This window comes from Filomicrobium insigne (assembly GCF_900104305.1).
Classification (GTDB): Bacteria; Pseudomonadota; Alphaproteobacteria; order Rhizobiales; family Hyphomicrobiaceae; genus Filomicrobium; species Filomicrobium insigne.
The window spans coordinates 261,814-286,320 of sequence record NZ_FNJC01000002.1; the positions used below are offsets into that span (position 1 = coordinate 261,814).

The 24,507-nt window shown below is 58.6% G+C and carries 23 protein-coding genes; 10 read left to right on the forward strand and 13 right to left on the reverse strand.

The annotated features are described in order from the left end of the window. Positions 1-16 precede the first annotated feature (16 nt). Entirely contained in the window at positions 17-241 is a 225-nt protein-coding gene (locus BLS30_RS07220; protein WP_046475492.1) for a DUF2093 domain-containing protein, read from the reverse strand. Between the two features lie 158 nt (positions 242-399). Next, a complete protein-coding gene (gene xseA, locus BLS30_RS07225; protein WP_090227742.1) occupies positions 400-2,022 on the reverse strand; it encodes an exodeoxyribonuclease VII large subunit in 1,623 nt (540 codons plus the stop codon). A gap of 131 nt (positions 2,023-2,153) precedes the next feature. Between xseA and purD the strand changes: the two genes are divergently transcribed. Beyond that, entirely contained in the window at positions 2,154-3,440 is a 1,287-nt protein-coding gene (gene purD / locus BLS30_RS07230) for a phosphoribosylamine--glycine ligase (protein WP_090227745.1), read from the forward strand. Between the two features lie 84 nt (positions 3,441-3,524). Further along, positions 3,525-4,490, forward strand: a complete 966-nt coding sequence (locus BLS30_RS07235; protein WP_244512387.1) for a patatin-like phospholipase family protein — start codon at positions 3,525-3,527, stop codon at positions 4,488-4,490. 15 nt (positions 4,491-4,505) lie between these two features. On the opposite strand, the gene BLS30_RS07240 is transcribed toward BLS30_RS07235, so the two are convergent. Beyond that, the gene (locus BLS30_RS07240; protein ID WP_244512388.1) at positions 4,506-4,964 is read right to left on the reverse strand and encodes a nucleoside deaminase; all 459 of its coding nucleotides are present in this window, start codon (positions 4,962-4,964) and stop codon (positions 4,506-4,508) included. 35 nt (positions 4,965-4,999) lie between these two features. Between BLS30_RS07240 and BLS30_RS07245 the strand changes: the two genes are divergently transcribed. The 6 genes from BLS30_RS07245 (at position 5,000) to gph (ending at position 9,653) form a co-directional block, all read left to right on the forward strand. Then, positions 5,000-6,052 (forward strand): pseudouridine synthase, encoded by a 1,053-nt coding sequence (locus tag BLS30_RS07245; protein WP_090227747.1) that lies wholly within the window; start codon positions 5,000-5,002, stop codon positions 6,050-6,052. Between the two features lie 25 nt (positions 6,053-6,077). Continuing rightward, entirely contained in the window at positions 6,078-6,647 is a 570-nt protein-coding gene (rsmD, locus tag BLS30_RS07250; RefSeq protein ID WP_046475481.1) for a 16S rRNA (guanine(966)-N(2))-methyltransferase RsmD, read from the forward strand. Positions 6,648-6,660: 13 nt separating this feature from the next. Further along, entirely contained in the window at positions 6,661-7,653 is a 993-nt protein-coding gene (locus BLS30_RS07255) for a hypothetical protein (RefSeq protein WP_090227750.1), read from the forward strand. A gap of 65 nt (positions 7,654-7,718) precedes the next feature. Then, positions 7,719-8,411 carry a ribulose-phosphate 3-epimerase gene (gene rpe / locus BLS30_RS07260; RefSeq protein WP_046475476.1) on the forward strand — a complete coding sequence of 231 codons (693 nt, stop codon included), beginning with the start codon at positions 7,719-7,721 and terminating at the stop codon, positions 8,409-8,411. Between the two features lie 9 nt (positions 8,412-8,420). Then, positions 8,421-8,975, forward strand: a complete 555-nt coding sequence (locus BLS30_RS07265; protein WP_046475473.1) for a thioredoxin family protein — start codon at positions 8,421-8,423, stop codon at positions 8,973-8,975. Next, positions 8,976-9,653, forward strand: coding sequence for a phosphoglycolate phosphatase (gene gph, locus BLS30_RS07270; RefSeq protein ID WP_046475471.1), 678 nt, complete (start codon positions 8,976-8,978; stop codon positions 9,651-9,653). It begins immediately after the preceding gene. A 6-nt stretch (positions 9,654-9,659) separates the two neighbouring features. Here the strand turns inward: gph and mutL are convergent, their stop codons facing one another. The 4 genes from mutL to BLS30_RS07290 all read right to left on the reverse strand — a co-directional run bounded on the left by mutL (position 9,660) and on the right by BLS30_RS07290 (position 15,904). Further along, positions 9,660-11,507: a DNA mismatch repair endonuclease MutL gene (mutL, locus tag BLS30_RS07275; protein ID WP_090227753.1), complete on the reverse strand. Its 1,848-nt coding sequence runs from the start codon at positions 11,505-11,507 to the stop codon at positions 9,660-9,662. 45 nt (positions 11,508-11,552) lie between these two features. Then, entirely contained in the window at positions 11,553-12,932 is a 1,380-nt protein-coding gene (locus tag BLS30_RS07280) for a glucose-6-phosphate isomerase (RefSeq protein ID WP_090227755.1), read from the reverse strand. A gap of 159 nt (positions 12,933-13,091) precedes the next feature. Further along, positions 13,092-14,465 (reverse strand): M16 family metallopeptidase, encoded by a 1,374-nt coding sequence (locus tag BLS30_RS07285; protein ID WP_090227758.1) that lies wholly within the window; start codon positions 14,463-14,465, stop codon positions 13,092-13,094. 17 nt (positions 14,466-14,482) lie between these two features. After that, entirely contained in the window at positions 14,483-15,904 is a 1,422-nt protein-coding gene (locus BLS30_RS07290; RefSeq protein WP_076605262.1) for a M16 family metallopeptidase, read from the reverse strand. Between BLS30_RS07290 and BLS30_RS18115 the strand changes: the two genes are divergently transcribed. Further along, the gene (locus tag BLS30_RS18115; protein ID WP_160298672.1) at positions 15,903-16,079 is read left to right on the forward strand and encodes a hypothetical protein; all 177 of its coding nucleotides are present in this window, start codon (positions 15,903-15,905) and stop codon (positions 16,077-16,079) included. The genes BLS30_RS07290 and BLS30_RS18115 overlap by 2 nt on opposite strands. A 194-nt stretch (positions 16,080-16,273) precedes the next feature. Here BLS30_RS18115 and BLS30_RS07300 read toward each other — a convergent pair whose 3' ends face one another. The 6 genes from BLS30_RS07300 to BLS30_RS07325 all read right to left on the reverse strand — a co-directional run bounded on the left by BLS30_RS07300 (position 16,274) and on the right by BLS30_RS07325 (position 23,308). Continuing rightward, positions 16,274-16,717 (reverse strand): hypothetical protein, encoded by a 444-nt coding sequence (locus BLS30_RS07300; RefSeq protein WP_046475455.1) that lies wholly within the window; start codon positions 16,715-16,717, stop codon positions 16,274-16,276. Between the two features lie 73 nt (positions 16,718-16,790). Continuing rightward, positions 16,791-17,318 (reverse strand): signal peptidase II, encoded by a 528-nt coding sequence (gene lspA / locus BLS30_RS07305; RefSeq protein ID WP_046475451.1) that lies wholly within the window; start codon positions 17,316-17,318, stop codon positions 16,791-16,793. Between the two features lie 16 nt (positions 17,319-17,334). Beyond that, entirely contained in the window at positions 17,335-20,367 is a 3,033-nt protein-coding gene (gene ileS, locus BLS30_RS07310) for an isoleucine--tRNA ligase (RefSeq protein ID WP_090227761.1), read from the reverse strand. 124 nt (positions 20,368-20,491) lie between these two features. Further along, on the reverse strand, positions 20,492-21,805 hold the full coding sequence (locus BLS30_RS07315) for a cation:proton antiporter (protein ID WP_090227764.1): 1,314 nt from the start codon (positions 21,803-21,805) through the stop codon (positions 20,492-20,494). A 32-nt stretch (positions 21,806-21,837) separates the two neighbouring features. Then, positions 21,838-22,785 (reverse strand): bifunctional riboflavin kinase/FAD synthetase, encoded by a 948-nt coding sequence (locus tag BLS30_RS07320; protein ID WP_046475443.1) that lies wholly within the window; start codon positions 22,783-22,785, stop codon positions 21,838-21,840. A gap of 85 nt (positions 22,786-22,870) precedes the next feature. Then, the gene (locus BLS30_RS07325) at positions 22,871-23,308 is read right to left on the reverse strand and encodes a MaoC family dehydratase (RefSeq protein WP_090227767.1); all 438 of its coding nucleotides are present in this window, start codon (positions 23,306-23,308) and stop codon (positions 22,871-22,873) included. Positions 23,309-23,653: 345 nt separating this feature from the next. On the opposite strand from BLS30_RS07325, the gene BLS30_RS07330 reads away from it, so the two are divergent. Further along, complete coding sequence (locus BLS30_RS07330; protein WP_090227768.1) at positions 23,654-24,496, forward strand: DUF1013 domain-containing protein; 843 nt, start codon at positions 23,654-23,656, stop codon at positions 24,494-24,496. The last annotated feature ends 11 nt before the right edge of the window (positions 24,497-24,507 follow it).

The window sequence follows — 24,507 nt, forward strand, 5'->3', positions numbered from 1 at the left end:
CATGTCCGGGGCGCCCTCAGACCTTGCCGTTGACTTCCAGATAGCGACGGAAAGAAATCTCGGGAGAAGCATAGGCTTCCTGAAGCTCAACACTCCAGTACCGCAGCTCATTGAGAGCAATCGGCTGCCCAGTTATAGCGCAACGCACAAAATCACCCGGCGAAGTGACCTGAAAGTCACCGCCCTGATACTTGACCTTCGCCTCATCCCGCGGGCCGAAAAACTTCTCAAACCGGTTCATTGGAACTCCCTGCCCGGCAATGGTGCCGAAGCCTCAGATTGATTGCCCGTTGTCGGACACCCGTCAAGTCGTCCCTTTCGCGCAAGCACCACTTCAGGACCCAGTGCTGGTCATGTTTTTCGCGTGAGGGCTAACTTGGGAACCCCCTCGACGAATTGCTAGAATAGGCTTCCCTGATCAGATTTGCGAGCCGCGCGTGACGGCCGGCGCTCGTCCTTCGGTTTCTCAATCGTCATCTCAGAGACTTTCGACGGCGCAGGCTTATCCCCTTGCCCTGGACCCCCTGTTACGTTTGCCATAACTCGTCCATCGGCAAACTCGATCTCGATGCTCTGCTGCGGCACAATCTGGGCCGCTTTACGCAAAGTTTTACCTTTTGCATCACGCACCAGCGCAAAACCACGCGCCAGAACCCCTTGGTAACTAAGCGTATTTAAAAGCTTCCCCTGTGAATCGAGCATCCGACGACGGTTAACGACCGCATTCGCGAACGCAGCATGACTGCGGGCGACAACCCCCACAAAGATCTCTTGCCCACGCGTTAATCGGCTGCGCAATGCCGAAGGACGCAAACGCCCGCCGACGCTTTCAAGCCGCGTACGCCTCTGGCCAGCCGTACGCAAAAGCGCATGACGCGCGCGATTGTCACACTGCGCCAATCGTTCGCGATCTCGGGCAATCCGCATTTCGACGAGGCGCGGCACCAGCCTTCCGGAGATCCGGGCGTGGCGCATCGCATGCAGGCTGGTGTTGGAGATCAATCCGCGACCCAAGCGACGCTCCACATCGTCGAACTGCTGTCGCGCCGACAAAAGAAGGTTCTCGCGGCGCGGCAACCCACGTGCCGCCGCGCGCAAATGCGCCCGTGCACTCTCAACGCAACGGCGGACCGTATGCTGCGCACGGAGCCCGTATTCTGCCGTCCGCTGCACGAGATCGCCGAACTTTGGTACAGCCCATTCCGCAGCCTTCGTGGGCGTAGGAGCCCGCGCATCCGCGGCAAGGTCAATCAGGGTCCAGTCTGTCTCATGCCCGACCGCCGAGATAACCGGCAGCGCACTGTCGGCCACGGCCCGCACGACGATTTCCTCGTTAAAGCCCCACAAGTCTTCAAGACTGCCGCCACCCCGCGCGACGATGATCACGTCGGGCCGTGGTACCGGCCCACCTGCTTTCAGCTGATTAAACCCACGGATCGCGGCAGCGACTTCCGGCGCGCACCCTTCGCCCTGAACCCGAACCGGCCACACAATGGCGCGGGTCGGAAACCGCTCATCGAAGCCATGCAACATGTCACGGATAACAGCACCAGACGGACTTGTGACGATACCAACGATGCGTGGCAGGAACGGCAGCGGCACCTTACGGGCCTCGTCAAACAGTCCTTCCTCAGCGAACTGCTTTTTCCGCGCTTCCAGCAAAGCCATGAGCGCGCCCACACCGGCCGGCTCCAAGCTCTCGATAACAAGCTGATACTTGCTCTGGCCGGGAAACGTCGTCACACGCCCAACAGCGATCACCTCCATGCCCTGTTCCGGCTTGATCGCTAACCTTTGCGCAACGCCTTTCCACATGACGCCAGCGATTACGGCGCGATCATCCTTAAGGTCGAGATACAAATGGCCGGATGCCGGGCGGGAAATGCGGCCCAATTCTCCGCGCACGCGCACGTGCTCAAACTCGTCTTCCAGCGACCTTTTGATCGCGCCCGACAACTCGGACACGGAAAACTCCGGCGCATTACCCGCCCCTAAGCGCTTATCTGACAGGGTTTCGGTCACGAATCAGTCCCGGTTTGTTAACTGCATCAGCGATGATACATCATTGAATAATGGCAGCAGACGCTCGGTAACACATGACGTGAACCTACAGCGATCCTGAAAAAGTGAAAAACTAAGGGCCCGCAACGAACATGAACGTCCTACTCATCGGCGGTGGTGGCCGCGAACACGCCCTCGCATGGGCGCTATCAGCAAGCCCCCTGCTCGACACATTGTATTGCGCTCCAGGCAACGCCGGAATAGCAGATGTCGCGCAGTGCGTTGATCTGAAGGTCGACGATCATGAGGCCGTCGTTACCTTCTGTAAGGACAAAGCAATAGACCTCGTTGTCGTCGGTCCCGAAGTGCCGCTCGTTGCCGGATTGACCGATACGCTGACAGCCGCCGGCATTAAGTGCTTTGGCCCGTCCGCCGCCGCCGCCCAGCTTGAAGGCTCCAAAGGCTTCACAAAAGACCTTTGCCGGGCCATCGGCATCCCGACAGCCGCTTATGCCCGCTTTGATAGTGCTGACGACGCAAAAGCTTACGCAGCACAACAACCTGTCCCCATCGTTGTCAAAGCTGACGGCCTGGCCGCAGGCAAAGGCGTCATCATCGCGCAGACCCAGGCCGAAGCTCTCTCGGCAATCGACAGCCTGTTCACAGGAAACGCCAGCGGAGCCGAAGTCGTCATCGAGGAATTCCTCACCGGCGAAGAAGCGAGCTTTTTCGCCCTCGTTGACGGCGAACACGTCCTCGCCCTCGCGACCGCCCAAGACCACAAACGCGTGGGAGAGGGCGACCAAGGCCCTAACACCGGCGGCATGGGGGCGTATTCCCCCGCTCCTGTCATGACGGATGAACTCATCACGCGCACCATGGATGAGATCATCAAGCCGACGGTCGCGGAAATGGCCCGACGTGGAACACCCTTCAAGGGCGTCCTATTCGCAGGGCTTATGATCACGGACGAAGGTCCCAAACTCATCGAATACAATGTCCGCTTTGGCGATCCCGAGGCGCAGGTTTTAATGCCCCGGCTCACATCCGATCTCCTTCCGGCTCTCATCGCCTCAGCAGACGGCGTCCTCGATCGTTTCGATCTGCGCTGGCATGACACGGTTGCCCTCACGGTCGTCCTGGCCGCCAACGGCTATCCCGGAACTCCAGAAAAAGGCAGCGAGATCAAAGGCATTGATGCCGCTTCTGCAATCGATGGTGTGACCGTATTTCACGCTGGCACCGCCCGTGACGACACCGGGCGCATCCTCGCCAACGGCGGACGCGTTCTTAATGTCACGGCCGTCGGCAAAACCGTCCGCGAAGCACACGATAGAGCCTATGAAGCCGTGAGTTGCATCGACTGGCCGGGCGGCTTCTGCCGATCAGATATCGGCTGGCGCTCTTTGGCGCGTGAAACTTCGGACACAGAGGCTTGATGAACCGCGCAGCTACCATCATCTCGCCATCGTGCGAGAAAGTAATGTCATGACGTTCCGACACCCGATGAGACCGGCAGCAAAGTGACAACCTCTCTCAGTAGCAGGGATCTGACGCGCGCACCGCGCATTGGGCTGGCGCTCGGTGGCGGCGGCGCGCGAGGTTTGGCGCACATTCTTATGTTGGAAGTCTTCGACGAGATGGGGTTACGCCCCCAGCTCATTGCCGGAACCTCCATCGGCGCCATCTTCGGCGCGGCATACGCCTCCGGCTACACCGCAGCGCAGATCCGCGCCCATACGGAGGAAATCCTGAAAAGCCGGCTAGAGATCCTTCGCCAGGCTTTCAGCGCGCGCCAGGAGCCTCTCCAGCGCTTCATGAATGTATTCCAACTGCGATCCTCAATCTTCAACGCGGAAGCATTGCTCGACCTGATCATGCCGCCACGAACGGCGGCAGACTTTGCGTCGCTCGAGATCCCATTGAAGGTGATCGCATCGGAATTCAGCGAACAAAAACAGATGGTTTTATCGGAAGGACCACTCTTGCAGGCGGTCGCGGCAAGTATGGCGCTCCCCGGCCTGTTCACGCCGGTCGAAATCGACGGTGCCATTCTGCTGGATGGCGGCCTCGTCAACCCGCTCCCCTTCGATGTCCTCGCAGAAGACACAGATATCACGATCGCAATCAACGTAACGGGGGCCGGTCGGGTCGCGAGTGAGGGCAAGCCCAGCGCCTTCGAGGCGATCGTCACATCCCTGCAAATTCTACAGCAATCCATCGTTCGCGAGAAAGTGCGAACCCGGAAGCCAGATATTCTGATCGATGTCGAAGTCGGCAACTTCCACGTACTCGAATTTCATAAACTGGACAAAGTTCTTGAGGCCGCAGCGCCCGCCAAAGCGAGACTTCGCCAACAGCTTGAGCGCATTCTTTTTGCTGAACCCGCCGACGTCAGCGAACCTGACCCTGAGCCCCAACCTAAATTGGAAGAACCCGAACCCGCTAGGCGGGCCCGCCTAGCCGAACGGCTCCTGGGTCGCCGCTAGCGTCAAGGCCCGGCATCATCTCCGCGCAGCAAAAAAATCGCGTAGAAGTGCCCCCGTGCGCTCTTCGTCAAGCCCACCATATACTTCCGGCGCGTGGTTGCACGTAGCCTGAGCAAACACCCGGGCACCATGCTCCACACCGCCTCCTTTCGGATCGCCCGCTCCGAAATAAAGCCGCCGGATACGGGCAAGGGAGATCGCTCCAGCACACATGGCGCACGGCTCTAACGTGACGTAAAGGTCGCAGCCTAGGAGCCGTTCTGAACCAAAGGCCTCGCATGCGGCGCGAATCGCGAGGATCTCAGCATGGGCCGTAGGATCAGCAAGTTCGCGGATACGGTTACCTGCCGCACTCAAAAACGTACCATCCGGTGCAGCGACAACGGCTCCCACGGGAACTTCTCCACGCTGAGCCGCAGCGTTGGCCTCCGCCAATGCGCGTTCCATGTGGCGGCTGCCCCGCATCGATGTCATAACAGCGCGTCCTTCAATTCGAACAGAAATCGCAAATGCCTAAGGCGCCTACAAAACGACGTCCGAACATTATCAGCAAGGACCGGCAGACACACGCCAAGCCGGCACGCAAGGTGAAGGCGGAGGCACGTTCAAAACCAACCTCCGCGGACGCGGCAAAATCCACCACGCGCAAGTCTGCTGAACGCCCCACCGCAGCCAAACCCGCTCGCACGCCGGTCCGCAAGAAACAGCGTGGACCAGGACGCGCGCCGGAGCCTGCTGCAGGACAAAACGACCCTATGCGCATCGCCAAGGCGATTGCCCGTGCAGGACTATGCTCGCGGCGTGAAGCCGAACGCTGGATTGCCGAAGGCCGTGTCCGGCTGAATGGCAAATTGCTAAACAGCCCCGCCGTAACGGTAACCTCTTTGGATAAGATTGTCGTTGACGGCAACCTACTACCGGACGCCGAGCCCGTACGTCTATGGCGCTATCACAAGCCGAAAGGTCTCGTCACGACGCATCGCGATCCGGAAGGCCGTCCTACAGTATTTGACAGTCTTCCGCCTGAGTTGCCGCGTGTTGTCTCCATCGGCCGTCTAGACTTCAATACGGAGGGCTTGCTGCTTTTGACCAACGACGGCGCGCTGGCCCGCCATCTCGAATTACCGTCCACGGGCTGGTTACGCCGCTATCGCGCACGCGCGCACGGTCGCGTAACACAAGCCGACCTCGACAAACTGAAAGACGGCGTGGAAATCGAGGGGGTTCGCTATGGCCCAGTCGAAGCGACGCTCGATTCAACGCAGGGTGCCAACGTCTGGCTCACACTTGGCCTGCGCGAAGGCAAAAATCGCGAAGTGCGCAAAATCCTCTCAAGCCTTTCGCTCGATGTAAACCGCCTGATCCGTGTGTCCTACGGACCGTTCCAGTTGCTCGACCTTGCTCCCGGAACCACCGAACCCGTGAAGCGACGCGTCCTCGCCGACCAGCTTGGCGCGAAATTGACAAAGGAACTGGGCCTCGCAGCACCTGACCCTGACCGCGTCGGCCGAGGCCATAAACCCGAGGGCAAAGCAGCGAAACCAAAAGGCCAGTCGGAATGAATGGCCTACCCTCAAGGGGGACGCCATGCGTATCGTAGGCGGGCGTCTCAAAGGGCGCACTTTGGTTGCTCCTCAGCACGGAGGCACGCGCCCCACCTCGGATCGCGTCCGCGAGTCCGTATTCAACATTCTCACGCACGGCATCGAAGGCCCTCCATTGGAGGGCGCACGTGTCATCGACCTCTTCGCCGGCACGGGAGCACTTGGGGTGGAAGCCCTTTCACGCGGCGCTTCTTATGCGCTTTTCGTCGAAGACAACGCCGATGCCCGCGGGCTTATTCGCAGAAACATCGAAGCCTTCGGACTGCAAGGCATAACCCGCATCTTCCGGCGTGACGCCACCCGGCTTGGCCCAGCCGCAACGCGGGACAGCTACGCCTACGCCTTCCTTGACCCGCCCTACGACAAAAAACTCGGCGAAGCCGCACTCACAGCCCTTCATGAGGGAGGTTGGCTCTCTCCCGGCGCAATCATCGTCCTTGAAGAACGCGCAGGCGTAACAGTCGATCTGCCATCTGCCTTCGAACTTATCGACGAACGTACATATGGCGACACCACGGTTCATTTTGCCCGGCTAATCTCCGAAACAGCATGACGAGGATCCACCCGTGAACATACGCTGGCGGGATAAAACGCACGGCGGTTTGAACGGATGGCTCGAAGCGGCCCTGTTCGTCATCGCGATCTCCGCGTTGACCGTACTCTATGCAATTGCCCAGGCCGCCGGCGCGCATATGTCTGTCTTCATCTTCTACACGATGGCCGCCTCGGCTGCCGGAATGCTGGCGATCACGGGGTGGGGCAAAGACGCAGGCGATGTCATCCTGACGCGTCAGAGCTGGGTGTTCGGCACCGCCACCGTCGGCCTCGAAGCCCTATATTTCCTCCTGCTGGGTATCCTAACACCCGCCGAAGCTAGCCTCGCTTTGCGCTTGGCTGTGCCCGTGTCGCTTGTGATCGGCTGGCTGTTTTTTTCTCGCACCATGACGAACCGCATTTGGTTCGGTGCGGCCATAATTATTGTCGCCGTTATCCCGATCCTCTGGGGCTTGGACAATGCGCGCATATTTTCCGCAACGTTACTTGCACTCGCCTGCGCACTTGTCGTCTCAATAAAAACATTCGCCAGCGAATTTCATCCCTGGAACCGGCGCGCGGAAACGGTACGCGAAAAACTGCGTGTCACAGGCTTGGTCGTGCTGGCGACAACGCTGATCGCAGCGACAGCGTTGATCTGTTCGGTCTTTCTGGTCGTCTATGGCATTCTCCCAGCCAACCCGATGACACCTGAACCCGCCGCCTTCTGGCACGTGCCAACGCTTGCCCTGGCCCTTTTCTGCGGCGCGCCTGTATTCATCGCCATGACGTATTTAACCTTCTCCTCCGTGGTAAAAATCGGCACAGAAAGCTTCCTGGGAACCAGTGCCTTGACACCGTTTAGCGCACTGGCGCTCGAAGCATTGGCCGCAGGGTTCGGCATCCTTGCCGTCCCGAACTACGACTGGAAATTGATCCCGCTCATATTACTCGGCGTCGTCGGCGTCTTTATTGTCATCAGCGGCCGTCACAAATCGGCCCCCTCCGAAATTCCTGCCCGATAAGGGGTGGCAGGTAAGCGTGTCGGGGGCTATGAAGCAGGCAGCAAAGTCATCCGGGATTCAGATACATGGCCGCCACCCGTCCAATCGTCATAGCCCCCTCGATTTTATCGTCCGACTTCGCCCGTCTGGGCGAAGAGGTTCGCGACATTGATGCCGCTGGGGCTGACTGGATCCATCTCGATGTCATGGACGGCCATTTCGTGCCCAACATCACCTTTGGCCCTCCCATTATCAAAGCCATCCGCAACGCCTCGCCCAAGGTCTTCGATTGCCATTTGATGATCGACCCGGCCGTTCCCTATATCGAAGCGTTCGCGGAAGCCGGTGCGGACATCATCACGGTGCACGTTGAAGCCGACACCCATCTCGACCGCTCGCTGCAAGCAATCAAGGCTCTCGGAAAACGCGCGGGCGTCTCGCTCAATCCGTCGACACCTGAAAGCACGATCGAGTACGTTCTCGACCGCCTCGACCTCATTCTGCTGATGACCGTCAATCCAGGCTTCGGCGGCCAGGCTTTCATTCCTGCCGTGGTGGAGAAGGTCCGCCGCGTCAAACAGATGATCGGAAACCGCCCGATCGACATCGAGGTTGATGGCGGCGTAACACCGGAAACAACCGGCAAGATTGTCGAAGCAGGCGCCAACGCACTCGTCGCCGGTTCTGCGGTATTCAAAGGCGGCACGCCTGCTCACTACGCGGCCAACATCAAAGCGATCCGGGACGCAGCAACGAACGCCCGCTCGATCCCCTGTTGAGGAGTGGCAATGGCGGTAGAAACCCCGATCTGCGATTTCGGCTGGAAAGCTCCGAACTTCACGCTACCCGGCGTCGACGGCAAAACCTACAGCTTGGCCGACCTGCGTGGAGAACGTGGCACGCTGATCATGTTCATCTGCAATCACTGCCCTTACGTGAAAGCAGTGATCGACCGTATCGTCCGCGATGCCAATGAACTCAAGCCCCTGGGCATTGAGAGCGTCGCAATTTGCGCGAACGATTGGCGCGCATACCCCGATGATTCATTCGAAAACATGAAAACCTTCGCCGCCCATCACGGCTTCACGTTCCCCTATCTCCACGACGAGACACAATCCGTCGCCCGGACCTATGACGCCGTATGTACGCCGGACTTCTTCGGCTTCGACGCCGATCTCGGCCTTCAATATCGCGGCCGCTTGGATGCGTCCCGGAAAGAAACCGGCCCCGCCGATCTGCGCAGAGACCTTTTCCTCGCAATGAAGCAAGTGGCTGAAACAGGCCAAGGCCCACGTGAACAGATCCCCTCGGCGGGATGCTCAATAAAATGGCGGGAAAGCTGAATGGTTCGCGCAGTTGTTTTCGACCTCGATGGTACCCTCATCGACAGTGCCCTCGATATCCACGCCGCGGCCAATCGCGTCCTCCGCGAACAAGGCCTCACTGAACTCGATCTTCCGACATTGAAATCATTCGTCGGCGAAGGTGTCCGGGTCTTGATGCAGCGCTGTCTCGATCATGCGCACGCCAGCACCAGTCCTGAAGACATACAGCAAGCCGTGGCTCACTTTCTCGAGATTTACGCTGAAGACCCGGCAAAGCACACAGTCATCTACCCTGGCGTGCAAGACCTGCTTGCGAAGCTGCAGAGCCGCGGCGACCGGCTGGGCATTTGCACAAACAAACCTGAAGCGATAACGCGCACGGTCCTGAAAGACCTTGGCCTCACAAGCACATTCAGAGTCGTGGTCGGGGGCGATACGCTGCCAACGCGCAAGCCGGACCCGAGCGGCCTGTTGGCTACAATCGCGCAACTCGGAAGCAAACCGGACGAAACGATCTACGTCGGAGATAGCGAAGTCGATGCTGCGACAGCCCAAGCCGCTGGCGTAAAATTCGTGTTGTTCACGAAGGGCTATCGCAAGAGCCCCGTAGCCTCGATCCCCCACTGGCGCGCACACGATACGTTTGCCGAGATCGAAAGCGCGCTTATCACGAATGACGCAACGGCGAACGGATAACGCGCGTTAGCGACGCCCGAACAAACGCTCGATATCCGAGAGCTTCAACTCCACATACGTCGGACGGCCATGATTGCATTGGCCCGAAAACGGTGTGGCTTCCATCTCGCGCAATAAAGCGTTCATCTCGCTCGCGGTGAGCCGGCGACCGGCCCGCACGCTGCCATGACACGCCATCCGCGACGCCACGGCTTCCAGCCGGGTTTTCAGAGCGCTGTCATCCGACTCGCTAAGGATCTCATCGGCAAGATCCCGGACAAGACCATCGACATCGGTGTCTCCTAGCAGCGCAGGCACTTCACGTACGGCCACCGCGCCGGGACCAAACCGGTCGGCGACAAGGCCAAGCTCTAAAAGTTCATCCGCCTTCTCGGCTAAGGTTTCAGCCCCTTCCTCGCCCAGTTCGACGATAACGGGGATCAAAAGCCCCTGTCGCGCCACGCCACCTTCCGTCAACATCGCCTTGAGCTTCTGATAGACAAGACGCTCGTGCGCGGCGTGCTGATCAACGATGACAACGGCGTCGCGTGTCTGCGAAACAATATAGGTCTCGTGCAATTGCGCCCGCGCGGCGCCAAGCGGGCTATCCATGAGGTCTGCCCGGGCAGGTTCCGCGTCCGCCGACGCATCCGCACCTGTTGCCGAGAATGCAGTAAACGCTGCCTGAACCGGCTCGGCAAAGCCATGCACCCTGCCCTGCGGACTCTCGAAGTCCGATAGGGGTGAGCTGCTAGGTACAGAGGCCACGCGTGAGGAAACGCCAGACCACGCTGCCCCGGTAGTCCGTGACGGTGCCGCCGGTTCCACGGGCCGCAATGTTGCGATCGTATCCTGCCCGCCCCGCGCCGACGCACGATGCCCTGCACCTTCCAAAGCATGCCGAATCGCACCGATCATGATGCTGCGCACCGTTCCAGCGTCACGGAACCGGACTTCCGTCTTAGCTGGGTGCACGTTGACGTCCAGCTCACGTGGATCGACGTCAACAAAGAGCGCAACGAGAGGATGACGCCCGCGCGGCACCGTATCCCCGTAGGCAGCGCGAAGCGCTCCAACCACCAGCCGATCTTTCACAGGCCGTCCATTGACGAACAGAAACTGTTGAGAAGCATCCCCGCGATTGAGTGTCGGCAGTCCCGCAAATCCCGCCACGCGAACGCCGTCCCGTTCTCCGGCGATCTCCAAGGCGTCTGCGAGAAAATCGCGCCCCATAATCCGGCCGAGGCGCTGCAAAAGTCCGTCCGCATCGGCCTTGCACGCTGGCAGCTTGAGACTGGCCCGTTCGCCAGTCACCAGCGTGAAAGCGACCTGGGGATGCGCCATCGCCAACCGTTTGACGACATCGGAAACTGCAAGATTCTCTGAGCGCTCGGACTTCATGAATTTCAGGCGAGCTGGTGTCGCAGAGAAAAGATCCGTCACCTCGATACGGGTTCCCGAATTGATCGCTGCGGGCCGAATAGGACCCTTGGCACCCCGGTCAACGATGATAGCGCAGCCTGAGCTCCCGCCCTGCTCCTGCGTAACAATCTCCAGCCGCGCAATCGAACCGATGGAAGGAAGCGCTTCCCCGCGAAACCCGAGCGTTCGAATATCGAAGAGATCTTCCTCGCTGAGTTTGGACGTCGCGTGACGTTCGACACAAAGCGCCAGATCTTCCGCACTCATGCCGCAGCCGTCGTCGCTCACACGGATCAACGACAAGCCACCGCCTGCGGTCACAACCTCGACGTCGCGGGCACCCGCGTCGATCGCGTTTTCGACAAGTTCCTTGACGACGCTCGCCGGCCGTTCGACGACCTCGCCGGCCGCGATACGATTGATTGTTTCAGGCGAGAGCTGACGTATCGACAAACCGAGAAATCCCTCTTCGTCGAGTACCCGGAACGCCGCTGCGGATCAGATACCGGCGTCGAGCCGTTTACGCGTGAGGATTTTCGCCAATTCGACAGCGGGTTGATCGAACGGATCGATGCCCATAATCCGTCCGGCGAGAATCGTTTCGAGCATAAAATGCATCAAAATCCCGCCGATCGCACGCTCATCGAGGCGATCCACATCAATCGTGCGAACCGGCCGCCCAGCCTGCGCGAGCGCTTCCGGTAACGCCGCCGCTTGCGCAGCCACGATATCCCCAACATGGCGGCCCGCCATGTAGTCCGCGCCAGCCTGCCGGGCCATCTCGGCATCCACGACCGGCCCATTGCCAACGGTGGCAACACGGACAACCGTGACCCACAGTTCAGGCGGCCCATCCATGAAAAACTGAAGCTGGGAATGCTGATCAAGCGGTCCGACTGCCGCAATCGGGCATGTGCCTTGGCCATTCTTACCCAGGCTCTCCGCCCACAGCTGAACGTACCAATCTGCCAACCTTCCCAGACGGTCGGCGTAAGGCATGATGACGCTAAGCCGAACGCCCTTTTCTTTGTTAAGCGCCACGGCTGCCGCTGCTGATACGGCCGGCGCGAAGTCGGCTGGACGGCGTGCGTCCAGCATCTTCTGGACCACATCGGCGGCCCCCTGCCGCACAGCGAACGCATCGAGCCCACGCGCCATCGCCGGCATTAATCCGACGTTCGTGAGGCACGAATACCGCCCACCGATCCCGTCATGATGCGCAAGCATCGGAATGCCGTGTGCCGCAAAGAGGGAACGCAACCCATTGCTTTTACCCGGCTTATCCTCCTCCGTAATCCCGAGGAACAACTCCGGGATACGGGCCTCGAGCCCTGCCGCTTTGACTGCGCTGAGCGCCGCAATGGCCTGCGCGAGCGTTTCGGTTGTACTACCCGACTTCGATGTCACAACGAAACGCGTTGTCTCTAGATCAAGGATGTCCAGCGCACCGGACAACGTCGCGCCGTCGAGATTGTCGTAAAAGCGCGTCCGAGGCCGTTTGCGTTGATCGGGAGCTGCACCGCCGGGGATATTCCATCCCGCAAGCTGAGCCAAAGTTTGCCCGCCAAGCCCCGAACCGCCAGTCCCGAAAAAGACAATCAGCCGGGCCCCCTCGCTGAGCCGCGCGAGAGCTGCATGGGCGTCATCAAGATCCGCCGTCTCTTCGGGAATATTGAGAAGAGGCAGCCGCCCCGTCTTGTAGTGGTCTCTCAGCTTGGCGAGTTCGGGCTCGGCACGTTTGAGATACCGGCTCAGCAAATGCTCGGACAAACCATGTCGGCCAATGACCGTCTCCATGCAGCCGTCGATCGAAATACGAAAGGGCGCGCAGCCTTCAGCTGATGCTGAATTCTTGCTGAGAGAAACAGGGTTGGTCATCGAGCAATCCCGGATTGGTGAAACGTGTGTGTCCACCTAGCCCGTTTCTGCGGCCACGCCAAGGCACAGGAATCTGAGCCGCAGATAGTAACGCGGGGAAAATTGCCCCGCGCTCTCAAAACAAAACGTGCAACCCTCTGCGAAATAAAGAGAAAATACTCACCCTCTCGGGGCCAAACCAGCCGGCTTGCCAACGACGGTAACGATGAGATCGTTGAGGTCGAGAAACCGTTTTGCCGCCTGCTTGATGTCTTCCAAGGTTACCGCCTCAATCTGCGCATTACGCGTATTCACATAGTCGATGCCCATGTCCTCGACCATGATGCCCAGAAGCTGGCTGGCAATCTTCGCGTTGCTATCAAACCTCAATGCATAGGAGCCCGTCAGGTAGTCCTTGGCGTTCTTAAGATCCTCTTCGGTCGGGCCGGTTTCCAGCATCTTCTTAAGCTCCGCACGGATGACATCGAGAGATTCCGCGATCGCCTCGTTCTTCGTCGCAACGCTTCCCAGGAAGATCGCCGAATGATCCATCGGGCTTAGATAGCTGTAAACGGAGTAAGCAAGCCCGCGCTTTTCACGCACCTCTTCCATCAACTTCGAGGCAAACCCGCCACCACCGATGATGTGGTTCAGAACGAACGCCGACATGAAGTCTGGATCTTTGCGCTTCAACCCGCCAAGACCGAACACTGCAACAGACTGCGGAACGTCCATTTCCGTAACGATCAGACTTCCCTTCTTAGGCGGCGCGACATCCGACACGGAATTCAGTTTCGCCTTCTGCGGCAGATCCCCAAAAACTTCGTCGAGCAGCTTGGCGAGCGCGTCGGCATCAATATCGCCGACAGCCACAACTTTTAGATTCTCCCGAGCAAAGATCCTCGAGCGATAGGCTTCAAGGTCATCGCGCGTGATGCTGGAGATCGTCTCAAGCGTTCCATCCTTGGGCTTGCCATACGGGTGGTTCGGGAAAGCCGCGGCATACCATGCGTTGCCAGCGACGCGATCCGGGTCACGCGACGCGTAAACAATGCTCGCCTTAAGCTGCCCGCGAATACGTTCAATGGCATCATCATCGAAGCGCGGCTTCGTCAACGCCAGCTTCAACAATTCCATCGCCTGCGGACGGTTCGCAGAAAGAGTTTCAACACTGCCGTAGAACGTGTCGCGACTATCCTCATAGGACATGCGCATGGCGATATCTTCCATGCGCTCCTGGAACTCCGCCGACTTCAGATCACCCGCGCCCTCATCGAGCATCGCCGAGAGAAAATTAGAAACGCCTGCCTTGTCGGCCGGATCCTGCGAGCTGCCGCCCGTAAACGCAAAGCGCAGCGCAACGAGCGGGACAGAGTGTTCTTCGACGAGCCAAGCTTCGATGCCGCTGGCACTTTTAACGGTCTTGATATCCATAGCTTGAGCAGGCCTGCTGAGCGCGACGATGTTAAGGAGAAAAAAAACGGCGAGGAGATTTACGAAATTGACACGGGCAACAGCACGAACGTGCAACCCGGCTTGTCGCAATAGGCTCATGACTTCTCGTTCCCTTGTCAACCGCGTGGCGATGCCGTAGCCGACGCCCGCTTATTGGACGTGCCAGGATCGTTATCGGCCTCGGGCAGAAGCCGTCCACTCACAGACTGCCGAATGTCGAGGCTTTTCTGTGCAGCCTTCTGCACATCCGCCGCGGTAACTCGCTCAATGGCCGCTGGCCATTCCTCGATATCTTCGATGCTCTGGCCGACGACTAAGCCCCAGCCATAACGCCGCGCCATATTTGACTGATTGTCGCTCTCGTACACGTAGTCCGCCGTCAGGCCCATCTTGGCCCGCCTCAGCTCGTCTTCGGTAACGCCGTTCTTCGCGACATCTGCAATAACCCGATCAATCTCAGCTTCTACCTGATCAAGATCGGAGCCGTCAGCCGCGATTGCGTAGAGCGCAACCTTGCCGCTATCGAGCCCATCACCGTGATACCAGCCACCCGCCGACGAAGCGATTTTCTTGTCGACCACAAGCGACTTGTACAGTCGGCTTGTCGACCCGTTGGCAAGTATCCGGACGAGAACGTCGAGCGACTCGGCCTCACCTTTCTGCGCCTTCACATAGCTAGGCGCCAGATAGTAACGATGGAAGGAAGCTTTACCTGCCCGCGGATCCGTAAGCACCAGCTCGCGAGCTGCAAGCTGCGGTGGCTCGACAGGACGGAGACGATTTGCACCCACCTCGGGGTTAGAAGGGATTTTACCGTAAGTTTCTTCAGCGAGCTTGCGCACCTCGTCAACGCCAACGTCCCCAGAGACCACCAGGATCGCGTTGTTCGGCGCGTAGTAGTGTTTGTAGAAATTGAGAGCATCTTCCCGATCGAGCCGCGCAATCTCGTGCTCCCAACCGATCACCGGAATGGCGTAGGGATGTGAATAATAAAGCGTGGCATCCATCTGTTCAGACAAAATAGCTGAAGGGTTGTTATCGACACGACTGCGGCGCTCTTCGAGAATAACGTTGCGCTCGGTCAAAACCTCATTGTCGGTAAGCCGAAGATTGACCATGCGGTCCGCTTCCATCGACATCACTTTGGCAAGTCGGTCCTTCGCGACGCGCTGGAAATAGGCCGTCGTATCCTGGCTGGTGAAGGCATTGTCCTGCCCACCCAACCTAGCCACGATCTTGGAAAATTCCCCAACCGCTATCTTGTCGGTGGACTTGAACATCAGGTGTTCGAGAAAGTGAGCGATGCCGGATTCTCCGCGCGGCTCGTCAGCAGCACCGACGCGATACCACACCATGTGCGTCACGACCGGCGCACGCTTGTCTTCGATAACAACCACCTGCATGCCATTGGCGAGTTTGAATTCGTTGGCACGAGGAGCAGCGTGGGCGGAAGTAGCGGACAACGTCGTTGCGAGCATGAGAGCCGTCACTAAGCTGGAAACCAAAAGGGGAAAGCGGCACGAAGCCAGAATGCGCATGAGTTCAGATCCTCAAAGGTCCGGACATCGGCGCGCTATGAAGGACAAGCTCAACCTCCAAACGCGCATTTCAAACCCGGCTACGGAAGCGAAGCAAATCGTAACCGATTTACCGTGCACCTATCGAGTCGAAGCCTCCGAGGATGTCGGCATTCAGACCTGCCTTGTCAAATGACAACGCGTCCATGTTCCCACGGAATTGGCGCTGCTACATAGCTACGCCACACGCATAAGAGATTATTTTAACTGAATAAATATTATTTGATAACGATGCGCTGCGTTACCTGGCATGAGCACCTCAACCACGCGCCATGACGCCCCACGATGCCAAGCAAAATAATCTGGGGTCAGAACGCCGGCCAGAATGCCCTACTGCGCGTTCCACTCTTTCATGGCTGAAAGAACCGACTTGCGGCAGGGACCCAATGGCCCAGAGACCGAGTCTGCGTCGGCGCGTCCCATGGCAACAGCCGTATCATAGTGCTTCGCGCAATACTCTTCCTGCTGCTTCTTCAACATTTCCTGGTCGACCACTTTGGCTCGGTCAGGATCGTTAATCGCAGCAAGAGAGATATCTTCCGGTGTCTGAGCTGGAGCATTGGGATCAGGCAAACGGGCCAAATCCGGAGGCACGACCAATGGGCTCCGCGATTCCATCTTAGGCGTTGTACGGGTCGTAGGCGCGTTCATGCCCATTGCATCGAAGATCTTACCTTCGAACTGGACATCGCCTGGCGAGCAGCCAGCCAAAGCAGCGGCAGCGAAAACGCTCAGTGCGGTCAGTAAAGCCCTGATCCGTCCGACAGATCTCATTTCCGAATCTCCCTGGCCGCAAGAGGTGGATCGCGTTAGGCGAGCCCCGGCCCAACCTCTGCAGCATCGAGCGCTATGACGTCTTTGCGGCGTCTTTGCGACTCGTTGCCCAGAAATCATACAAGAGGCCGATTACCCCAGCAACTATAGCGACATCTGCGACATTGAAGACATACCAGTAGAAGCCGAAGGCATGCAGCGAAACAAAGTCGGCTACGCCCCCGATCACCAGCCGATCGATGCCATTTCCAATCGCTCCTCCGATGATCAGACCTAGGCTTAGAGCGAGAACGGCGCTCCCGGTGGAACGCGCTGACCATATCCACAGCGCTATGCTGGCCACGGCAGCAAATGCCGCCAAAGTGGCCTGCCAAGCCGGATGAGCCATATCGAGCATAGAGTAGCTCACACCGGTATTCTTCACGAAGACCAGATCGAGAAACGGGAGCACGACAACCCGCCCTCGCTCTTCTAGGTTGTAGTGGGCGATAATCCACCACTTGCTTACTTGGTCGGCCACCAAGGTGATGAGCGCCGCCCACAGCGTCCACCGCGAGAACGCGCCCCAAAACCATCCACCGGAGTGTTGATCGCCCGTCATCACCACACGCCCTAACCTAACCCTGGCCTGCGCCAGCAGCATCTATCTCACGCATCGCGGCGGCATCCCGCGCCGAAAGATCGGGATAGGCAGGATCAGATCCGACATCGTCAGTAATACGCCATGAGCGCGCGCATTTGCGTCCCTCAGCACGCTTCGGCACGACACCCACACCGGCAACATCGGGGAGCTTGAACGCATCTTCCGGCGCCGGACCACTAACGAGCTCGGCTCCGCTCGTAATAAACGCTTCGGCCAGATCCACGTCGTTGAGCGCAGCCAAGGTATCCGCGTTGTCGACATAGACGACGGGAGCCGCTTCGAGACTGGAGCCAATGCGTTTCGCCGCGCGCTCCAATTCCAACGCCCCTGTCACCACCCGGCGCACCTTTCGGATGTGGTCCCACTTTTCATCAACCGCTTCATTCCGCCAAAGCCGCGAAATCAGCGGAAAGTCTTGCAGGTGAACCGAGCTGTCTTCGGACGGATACCGCTCCAACCAAGCTTCCTCCGCCGTAAACGACAGGATCGGAGCAAGCCAAAGCGTCGTCGCCTTGAAGATCTCATCGATAACACTGAGAGCCGCACGTCGGCGCATACTGGAAGGCGCATCACAGTAAAGCGCATCCTTCCGGATATCGAAGTAGAATGCCGATAGATCCGTGTTCAGGAATTGCGCGAGCAGATAAACAACCTTCCGGAAATCGTACTCCGCATAAGCCGTCCGCACCTCTGGCCCCATCTCGGACAGCCGGTGCAGCATCAGCTTTTCGAGCTCGGGCATATCGGCAATTTCAACGCGATCTTCCTCGCGGAAATGCGAGAGCGCCCCCAACATCCAACGGATGGTGTTGCGCATTTTCCGATAGGTCTCAGAGAATGTCTTGAGGATCTCGGGACCAATACGCAGATCGTCGGAATAGTCCGAAGCCGCCACCCACAAGCGCAGGATATCAGCACCCGACTTGTCCATGACGTCCTGCGGCGCGGTTACATTGCCCGCCGACTTGGACATCTTCGCGCTCTTCTCATCGAGCACGAAGCCATGGGTCAGGACGACGTCATAAGGCGCATGCCCCCGCGTACCGCAGCTTTCCAGAAGCGAGGAATGGAACCAGCCGCGGTGCTGATCCGACCCCTCAAGGTACATCACACGATCATGGCCACCGGCGGAAGCCCGATGGATATTGGCGAGTCCCGGAAAATGCACGGGGTCTTCCATTGTGAACGCGTGCGTGGAACCGGAGTCGAACCACACATCCAGAACGTCACGCACCTGCTCCCACGCGCTCGGATCGTCGACGAGACCATCGAGGAAACGCTCTTTCGCCCCCTCTTCAAACCAGACGTCCGCGCCTTTTTCCGCAAAAGCATCGGCGATCCGCTTTTGCAGTTCGTCCGATTTCGCAAAGCCGGGGCCGGGAATAATTTCATCGGTTTCCGTGTTGCGGAAGACCGTGATCGGCACGCCCCACGCGCGCTGACGCGAAACCACCCAATCCGGGCGGTTGGCGATCATGCCTGTGATGCGGTTCTCACCAGCAGCCGGCACCCACTCAACGCGCTTGATCTCCTCCAGCGCCGTCTCGCGCAACGACTTGTTGCCGGCAGCCGCAAGAGGTCGGTCCATGGCAATGAACCACTGCGGTGTATTGCGGAAAATGACCGGCTTCTTCGACCGCCACGAATGCGGATACTGGTGCTTGAGGCGGCCGCGCGCGATCAGCGCACCCGCCTCTGCGAGCGCTTTGATGACGGCGTCGTTGGCATCGCCCTTATCGCCGTTTTCCTTGAGCACACGTTTGCCCGTGAACCCAGGCGCTTGATCCGTCAGCACACCGTCCGCATCGACCGTGAACGGGATCGTCGTGTCGATGTCGCGGTCCCGTAGAGACTTCTGCCGCGCCGTCCAGATGTTGTAGTCGTCCGCACCATGTCCCGGCGCCGTATGTACGAAGCCGGTTCCTGTATCATCGGTAACATGGTCACCATCGAGCAGCGGGACATCGAAATCGTAGCCCTTGCCGCGAAGCGGATGCGCACAAATCTGCGCACCACCCAATTTGGCAAAATCCACGTCACCGAGCCGTTCAGAGCTTTCAACCTTGGCAGCCTTCATCACGTCAGCTGCAAGCTTGTCCGCAAGTACAAACGTGTCACCGGATTTGGCCCAATTGCCTTCCGGCGCTGCCGTAACTTCGTAGAGCCCATATGCGATTTTCGACGAATACGAGATCGCGCGGTTCCCAGGAATCGTCCACGGCGTTGTTGTCCAGATGACGACCGATGACGACAGCAGCTTTTGCGAGACGGGATCATCTCCAGACTCCCCAACACTGATGATCGGAAACTTCACCCAGATCGTGTCGGACTGATAGTCCTGGTACTCAACTTCCGCTTCCGCGAGCGCCGTCTTCTCGACGACCGACCACATCACCGGCTTCGAGCCGCGATAGAGCTGACCGCTGCGCGCGAACTTCATCAACTCGTTGGCGATCGTCGCCTCAGCGGGAAACGCCATCGTCGAATAGGGATGTTCCCAATCGCCGATCACGCCCAGTCGTTTGAATTCCTCGCGCTGCACGTCGAGCCACTTCGCAGCAAAGGCCCGGCATTCAGCACGGAACTCATTGACCGGCACTTCGTCCTTGTTCCGGCCCTTGGCACGATACTGCTCCTCGATCTTCCATTCGATCGGCAGGCCGTGGCAGTCCCAGCCCGGCACATAGTTCGAATCGTGCCCCAGCATCTGCTGGCTCTTGACCACGAGATCCTTGAGGATCTTGTTCAGCGCGTGCCCGATATGAATGTTGCCGTTGGCATATGGAGGGCCATCGTGCAGCACGAACTTGTGCCGTTCCTTCGCCTCCGCGCGCAGCTTGTCATAAAGCCCGATCCGCTCCCAACGCTCGAGCAATCGGGGCTCAAGTTTCGGCAAGCCCGCCTTCATGGGAAAGTCAGTCTTCGGCAGATAGAGTGTTTTCGACCAGTCGCGTGCTTCCGTGGTCGTCGCGCCTTCGTTATCGCCTTGGCCAGTCTGTTTCGCCATTTGTCCTTCACGCCGGGCGGCGTTCTTTCCAGTGTTTATGGGTTAGCCGCCTTCTAGCAACGCTGCCGCCGCTGTACCAGCACCATATCGGCACATTAGGAATTCGCTTGGTAAATCGCACGATTCAACGCCGCGGAGACGGGCCTGAGCGACCGCGCCGGGTTTTGACCGGTCCGAGGTCGAGCGACGGCACGGCCCAATCGGTTTTCTCTTCCATGTCACCACCGTCCCGCGCAGTCGGGTGAAAGACGCCATATCCCAGCGTCGCAATGCGTCGCTCTGTTGATTCGTGCACGCGACGCACTGCAAACGTCCAAAGCGGACTGAACAGGAGTGAGAGCACAATAACCGAGATAGCAAGCTTGTAGCCGACAGGATCGAAAACCTGATTCGCCAAGCCAACAGCGGCCAGCACAAACGAAAACTCTCCGATCTGGCCCATCACGAGACCGGCCTGATAAGCCGTTTTCCACGGCAAGCCGACGCGATGAAGGATGACAATGTTGGCGACGGATTTCAGCAGAAGCGTCCCAACCACGAAGACCGCTACCAGACCGGCATTCTCAATGATGAACTCGACGTCGAGCAAGAGGCCGATGGCCACAAAAAACAACACCATCAGAACGCCTTGGATCGGCTCCATCGCGCGTATCGCCTCTGTGCGAAGTGTTGTTTTGCCGATCAGCAACCCCGCAAGAAACGCTCCATAAGCCGGCGACATTCCCGCAACGCCCGTAAGCACGGCGGCTGTGCAGCAAATGAGGAGCGCAACAAGCGTAACCAACTCTACGCGCCCCAGGATATTCTCCTGCCAAGGGAACGGCAGCTTCCCGCCCTTGCCGAATATGCGGATGAAAAGGGCCAACCCTGCGAACGCACCAACGACCTTAAGGAGCGTTGAAAGCTCCAACGACGCCCCAGGTACGAACGAGTTCGCGATGACCAACATCGGCACGATGGCGATATCCTGCGCGATCATAACCGCGACGACGATACGCCCGAGGTCCGTGCGCAATTCGCCAAGGTCATCCAACAGCTTCAACGCGACAGCCGTCGATGACATGGTGACAACAAAGGTCATCAGAACGATCTGTTCGGGACGCCACTCAAGGATAACGCCAAAAAGCGCTAGCGCACCGAATGCTACGATGATCTGCCCCGCCACCGTCAAAACGGCGGGCCGAAGATCATCGATGAACGCCTTTAGGCTGACTTCCATGCCGATGACGAACAGGAGAAACAGCACGCCGAATTCAGCCGCCAAGGGCACCGCATCCACTTGCGGCATAAATCCGACACCAGCCGGACCAAGCGCTACGCCTGCCAGAATATAGCCCACCATCGGCGGCTGCTTGAGCCAAGCCATAAAAAGACCGGCCGTAACGGCCGCTAATGTGATGATGGCGATCGCCAACAAAAACGGGAGCTGGTCTTCCACGTGACCCGCATTCCTTTATGTATCTAAAAAATCTAAATAATCGGCGGCTTTTCACGCACGGCCGACAGGATCGCACGGGCCTGCACGCAATCTTCGACAATTTGCGCCTTCAGCGCATCGAAGGTTTCAAACCGCTTATCTTCACGTATGAAATCAACGAACTCGATGGCAATTTCACGATCATAAAGATCGCCCTGAAAATCCAGGATAAAGACCTCTAGCCGAACGGGACCGTCATCGGCACTCGGTCGAGTTCCGAAATAAGCTGCGCCATCGTGTATTTCGTCGCCGATGACCACACGCGCGGCGTAAATGCCGTGTCGTAGAGCTGTCCCGCGCGGCAACTCAACGTTTGCCGTCGGAAATCCCAGCTCGGTCCCAAGCTTTTGTCCACTGATGACTGGTGCGGCAACGCGCCACCAATGGCCCAGCGCATGCGCAGCCCCACGAACATCGCCTTGAGCCAGATGCAGCCGAATGGCAGTCGAAGAAAAAACTTCGCCCTCCTCGGCTTGCTGATTGATCACGCTCACGCCAAATCCGTGTTTCTCCCCAGCCTGACACAATGACTCAGGCGTGCCCGCACGGGCCTTGCCGAAGCGAAAATCGTAGCCGATTACCACATGCGCGACGTCATAAGTCCTGACGAGAATTGTTTCGACGAACTGATCCGCCGACAAGCCGGCGAGCTCAGCATTGAAGTCGAGAACAGCGACAAGATCGAGCCCGAACAGCTCAAGCAACCGCAATTTTTCCGATAGCGGTGTCAGGCGGAAATGCGCCTCTTCGGGATGAAAAAACTCGCGCGGCTGCGGCTCAAAGATGACCGCACCCGCCTTCCGCGACAACGCCTTGGCCGTCTTCACGGCCTCTGCAAGAAGCGCCTTGTGTCCGCGATGCACGCCGTCGAAGTTGCCGATCGCCAGCACGGCGCCTCGTGCAACGTCCGGCACCGGAAGACTACCGTGAACCACCAGCATGCGGCCTGTTCCCATTCATCAGCACACCAATGTGCGCGTCAGCGTGAATAACCCTTACAGCACGTCACCGCTGTGCGGACGCAAACTACTCCGGGCGTCCCGGCACCATCATCATCGCCTCGCCATCGAGAACGACTTTGCCGTTAACAGAACAGGTGCAATCGAATCGCGCGCGCTTCTTGGCTGGGACGAGATCAACAACGACGACCTTCGCCGTCACGGTATCACCAATCCGTACAGGGGCTTTGAAGTTGAGCGTCTGGGAGACATAGATCGCGCCTGGCCCGGGCATCTCCATGCCAAAGACCGTCGAAATGTAGCTGGCCGTCAATAACCCGTGGGCTATGGGCTCTTTGAAGATTGTTGTGGCGGCGTATTCACGATCCAGATGCACCGGGTTGCGATCGCCCGAGACCTCCGCGAACGCCGCGATGTCAGCCTCTTGAACCGTTTTCTCGAAGGTGGCCTCCATGCCGAGCTCGAGGTCCTCGAAGTAATATGCTTTTCGTGTCACCACCGTCATCAATGCCCTTTTCGGTGCCTGCACCTTAGCTGTCGATGCATTCGCACCGCGATTTAGCCCGCGCACCCTAATGGCCGCTTCGCATACGAGCAACACGCTCATTCACACGTCATTGACCAAAAAAGTTACAGAGCTGGAATAGGCACAAAGGGCCATTCCGCACTATATTTCCGCTTATTGGGTTTGGTCTCACAGGCAACGCGCGGCGTGCTGTTGCATCCACCTCCGACGCCAGCTGTTGCAATGCGCTAAGTATTCAATGTATTGTGCAGATCCTCCCGTTAATTCATTCAGCCTATTGGCCCGCGCGGACGTCTCCACCGCGCGCGGACCGGAGAAACTCTTATGAGCGATCGTAAGCCGTTGATGCCCAAGGCCACTGCCGTTTGGCTGGTCGACAATACCGCCCTGACGTTTGAGCAGATTGCCGAGTTCTGCGGACTACACGTGCTCGAGGTCAAGGGCATTGCCGACGACGATGTGGCGCAGGGCATCAAGGGAATGGACCCCATTACCTCCGGCCAATTGACGCGCGATGAGATCGTGCGCGGCGAAGAGGACCCCAATCATCGCCTGAGATTGGCTGAACCCAAGGTCAACATGCCGCAGGTCGCGACTCGAAAAAAAGGTCCGCGCTATACACCTGTCTCGCGTCGTCACGATCGGCCGAATGCCGTCCTCTGGCTATTGCGCAACCATCCGGAGCTCAAAGACAGCCAGATCATGCGCCTCGTCGGCACCACTAAGCCGACCATCGCCCAGATTCGCGATCGCACACACTGGAATTCGGCCAACTTGGTTCCGCAGGATCCGGTAACCCTCGGCCTGTGCTCCCAGATCGATCTCGACAATGAGGTCCAGAAGGCCGCGAAACGCACCGCTAAGGAACGTGAAGCCGCCGGTCTTCCGCTGGAGCCAGGTGGCAGCCTGTTGCCAACTGACGAAACGACCGACCTCAACGAGACTCCGGCTCCAGCCGACGAATCCGAGAGCGAGGAAGAGGCACGCATGTTTGCGAAGCTTCAACAGCTCTCCGGCGGCAATACGTCCGACGAAGACGAAGAAGAAGAGGGCGAAGACGAAAAATCTGAGGAAACGCCCGAAGCTTCCTCTGATGAGGGCTCAGGGACTGACGAGGATTCAGAGACTGAAGAAGATGAAGAAGATTCAGAGCCTCGCGATTCGTGAGTTCCTTAAAG

Bases quoted from the DNA above. Each gene is read 5' to 3' on its own strand.
- BLS30_RS07220 (WP_046475492.1), bottom strand. From the start codon at position 241: ATGAACCGGTTTGAGAAGTTTTTCGGCCCGCGGGATGAGGCGAAGGTC.
- purD (WP_090227745.1), top strand. From the start codon at position 2,154: ATGAACGTCCTACTCATCGGCGGTGGTGGCCGCGAACACGCCCTCGCA.
- BLS30_RS07240 (WP_244512388.1), bottom strand. From the start codon at position 4,964: ATGACATCGATGCGGGGCAGCCGCCACATGGAACGCGCATTGGCGGAG.
- BLS30_RS07245 (WP_090227747.1), top strand. From the start codon at position 5,000: ATGCCTAAGGCGCCTACAAAACGACGTCCGAACATTATCAGCAAGGAC.
- rsmD (WP_046475481.1), top strand. From the start codon at position 6,078: ATGCGTATCGTAGGCGGGCGTCTCAAAGGGCGCACTTTGGTTGCTCCT.
- rpe (WP_046475476.1), top strand. From the start codon at position 7,719: ATGGCCGCCACCCGTCCAATCGTCATAGCCCCCTCGATTTTATCGTCC.
- BLS30_RS07265 (WP_046475473.1), top strand. From the start codon at position 8,421: ATGGCGGTAGAAACCCCGATCTGCGATTTCGGCTGGAAAGCTCCGAAC.
- gph (WP_046475471.1), top strand. From the start codon at position 8,976: ATGGTTCGCGCAGTTGTTTTCGACCTCGATGGTACCCTCATCGACAGT.
- BLS30_RS07280 (WP_090227755.1), bottom strand. From the start codon at position 12,932: ATGACCAACCCTGTTTCTCTCAGCAAGAATTCAGCATCAGCTGAAGGC.
- BLS30_RS07285 (WP_090227758.1), bottom strand. From the start codon at position 14,465: ATGAGCCTATTGCGACAAGCCGGGTTGCACGTTCGTGCTGTTGCCCGT.
- BLS30_RS18115 (WP_160298672.1), top strand. From the start codon at position 15,903: ATGAGTTCAGATCCTCAAAGGTCCGGACATCGGCGCGCTATGAAGGAC.
- BLS30_RS07290 (WP_076605262.1), bottom strand. From the start codon at position 15,904: ATGCGCATTCTGGCTTCGTGCCGCTTTCCCCTTTTGGTTTCCAGCTTA.
- BLS30_RS07300 (WP_046475455.1), bottom strand. From the start codon at position 16,717: ATGAGATCTGTCGGACGGATCAGGGCTTTACTGACCGCACTGAGCGTT.
- lspA (WP_046475451.1), bottom strand. From the start codon at position 17,318: ATGACGGGCGATCAACACTCCGGTGGATGGTTTTGGGGCGCGTTCTCG.
- ileS (WP_090227761.1), bottom strand. From the start codon at position 20,367: ATGGCGAAACAGACTGGCCAAGGCGATAACGAAGGCGCGACGACCACG.
- BLS30_RS07320 (WP_046475443.1), bottom strand. From the start codon at position 22,785: ATGCTGGTGGTTCACGGTAGTCTTCCGGTGCCGGACGTTGCACGAGGC.
- BLS30_RS07325 (WP_090227767.1), bottom strand. From the start codon at position 23,308: ATGACGGTGGTGACACGAAAAGCATATTACTTCGAGGACCTCGAGCTC.
- BLS30_RS07330 (WP_090227768.1), top strand. From the start codon at position 23,654: ATGAGCGATCGTAAGCCGTTGATGCCCAAGGCCACTGCCGTTTGGCTG.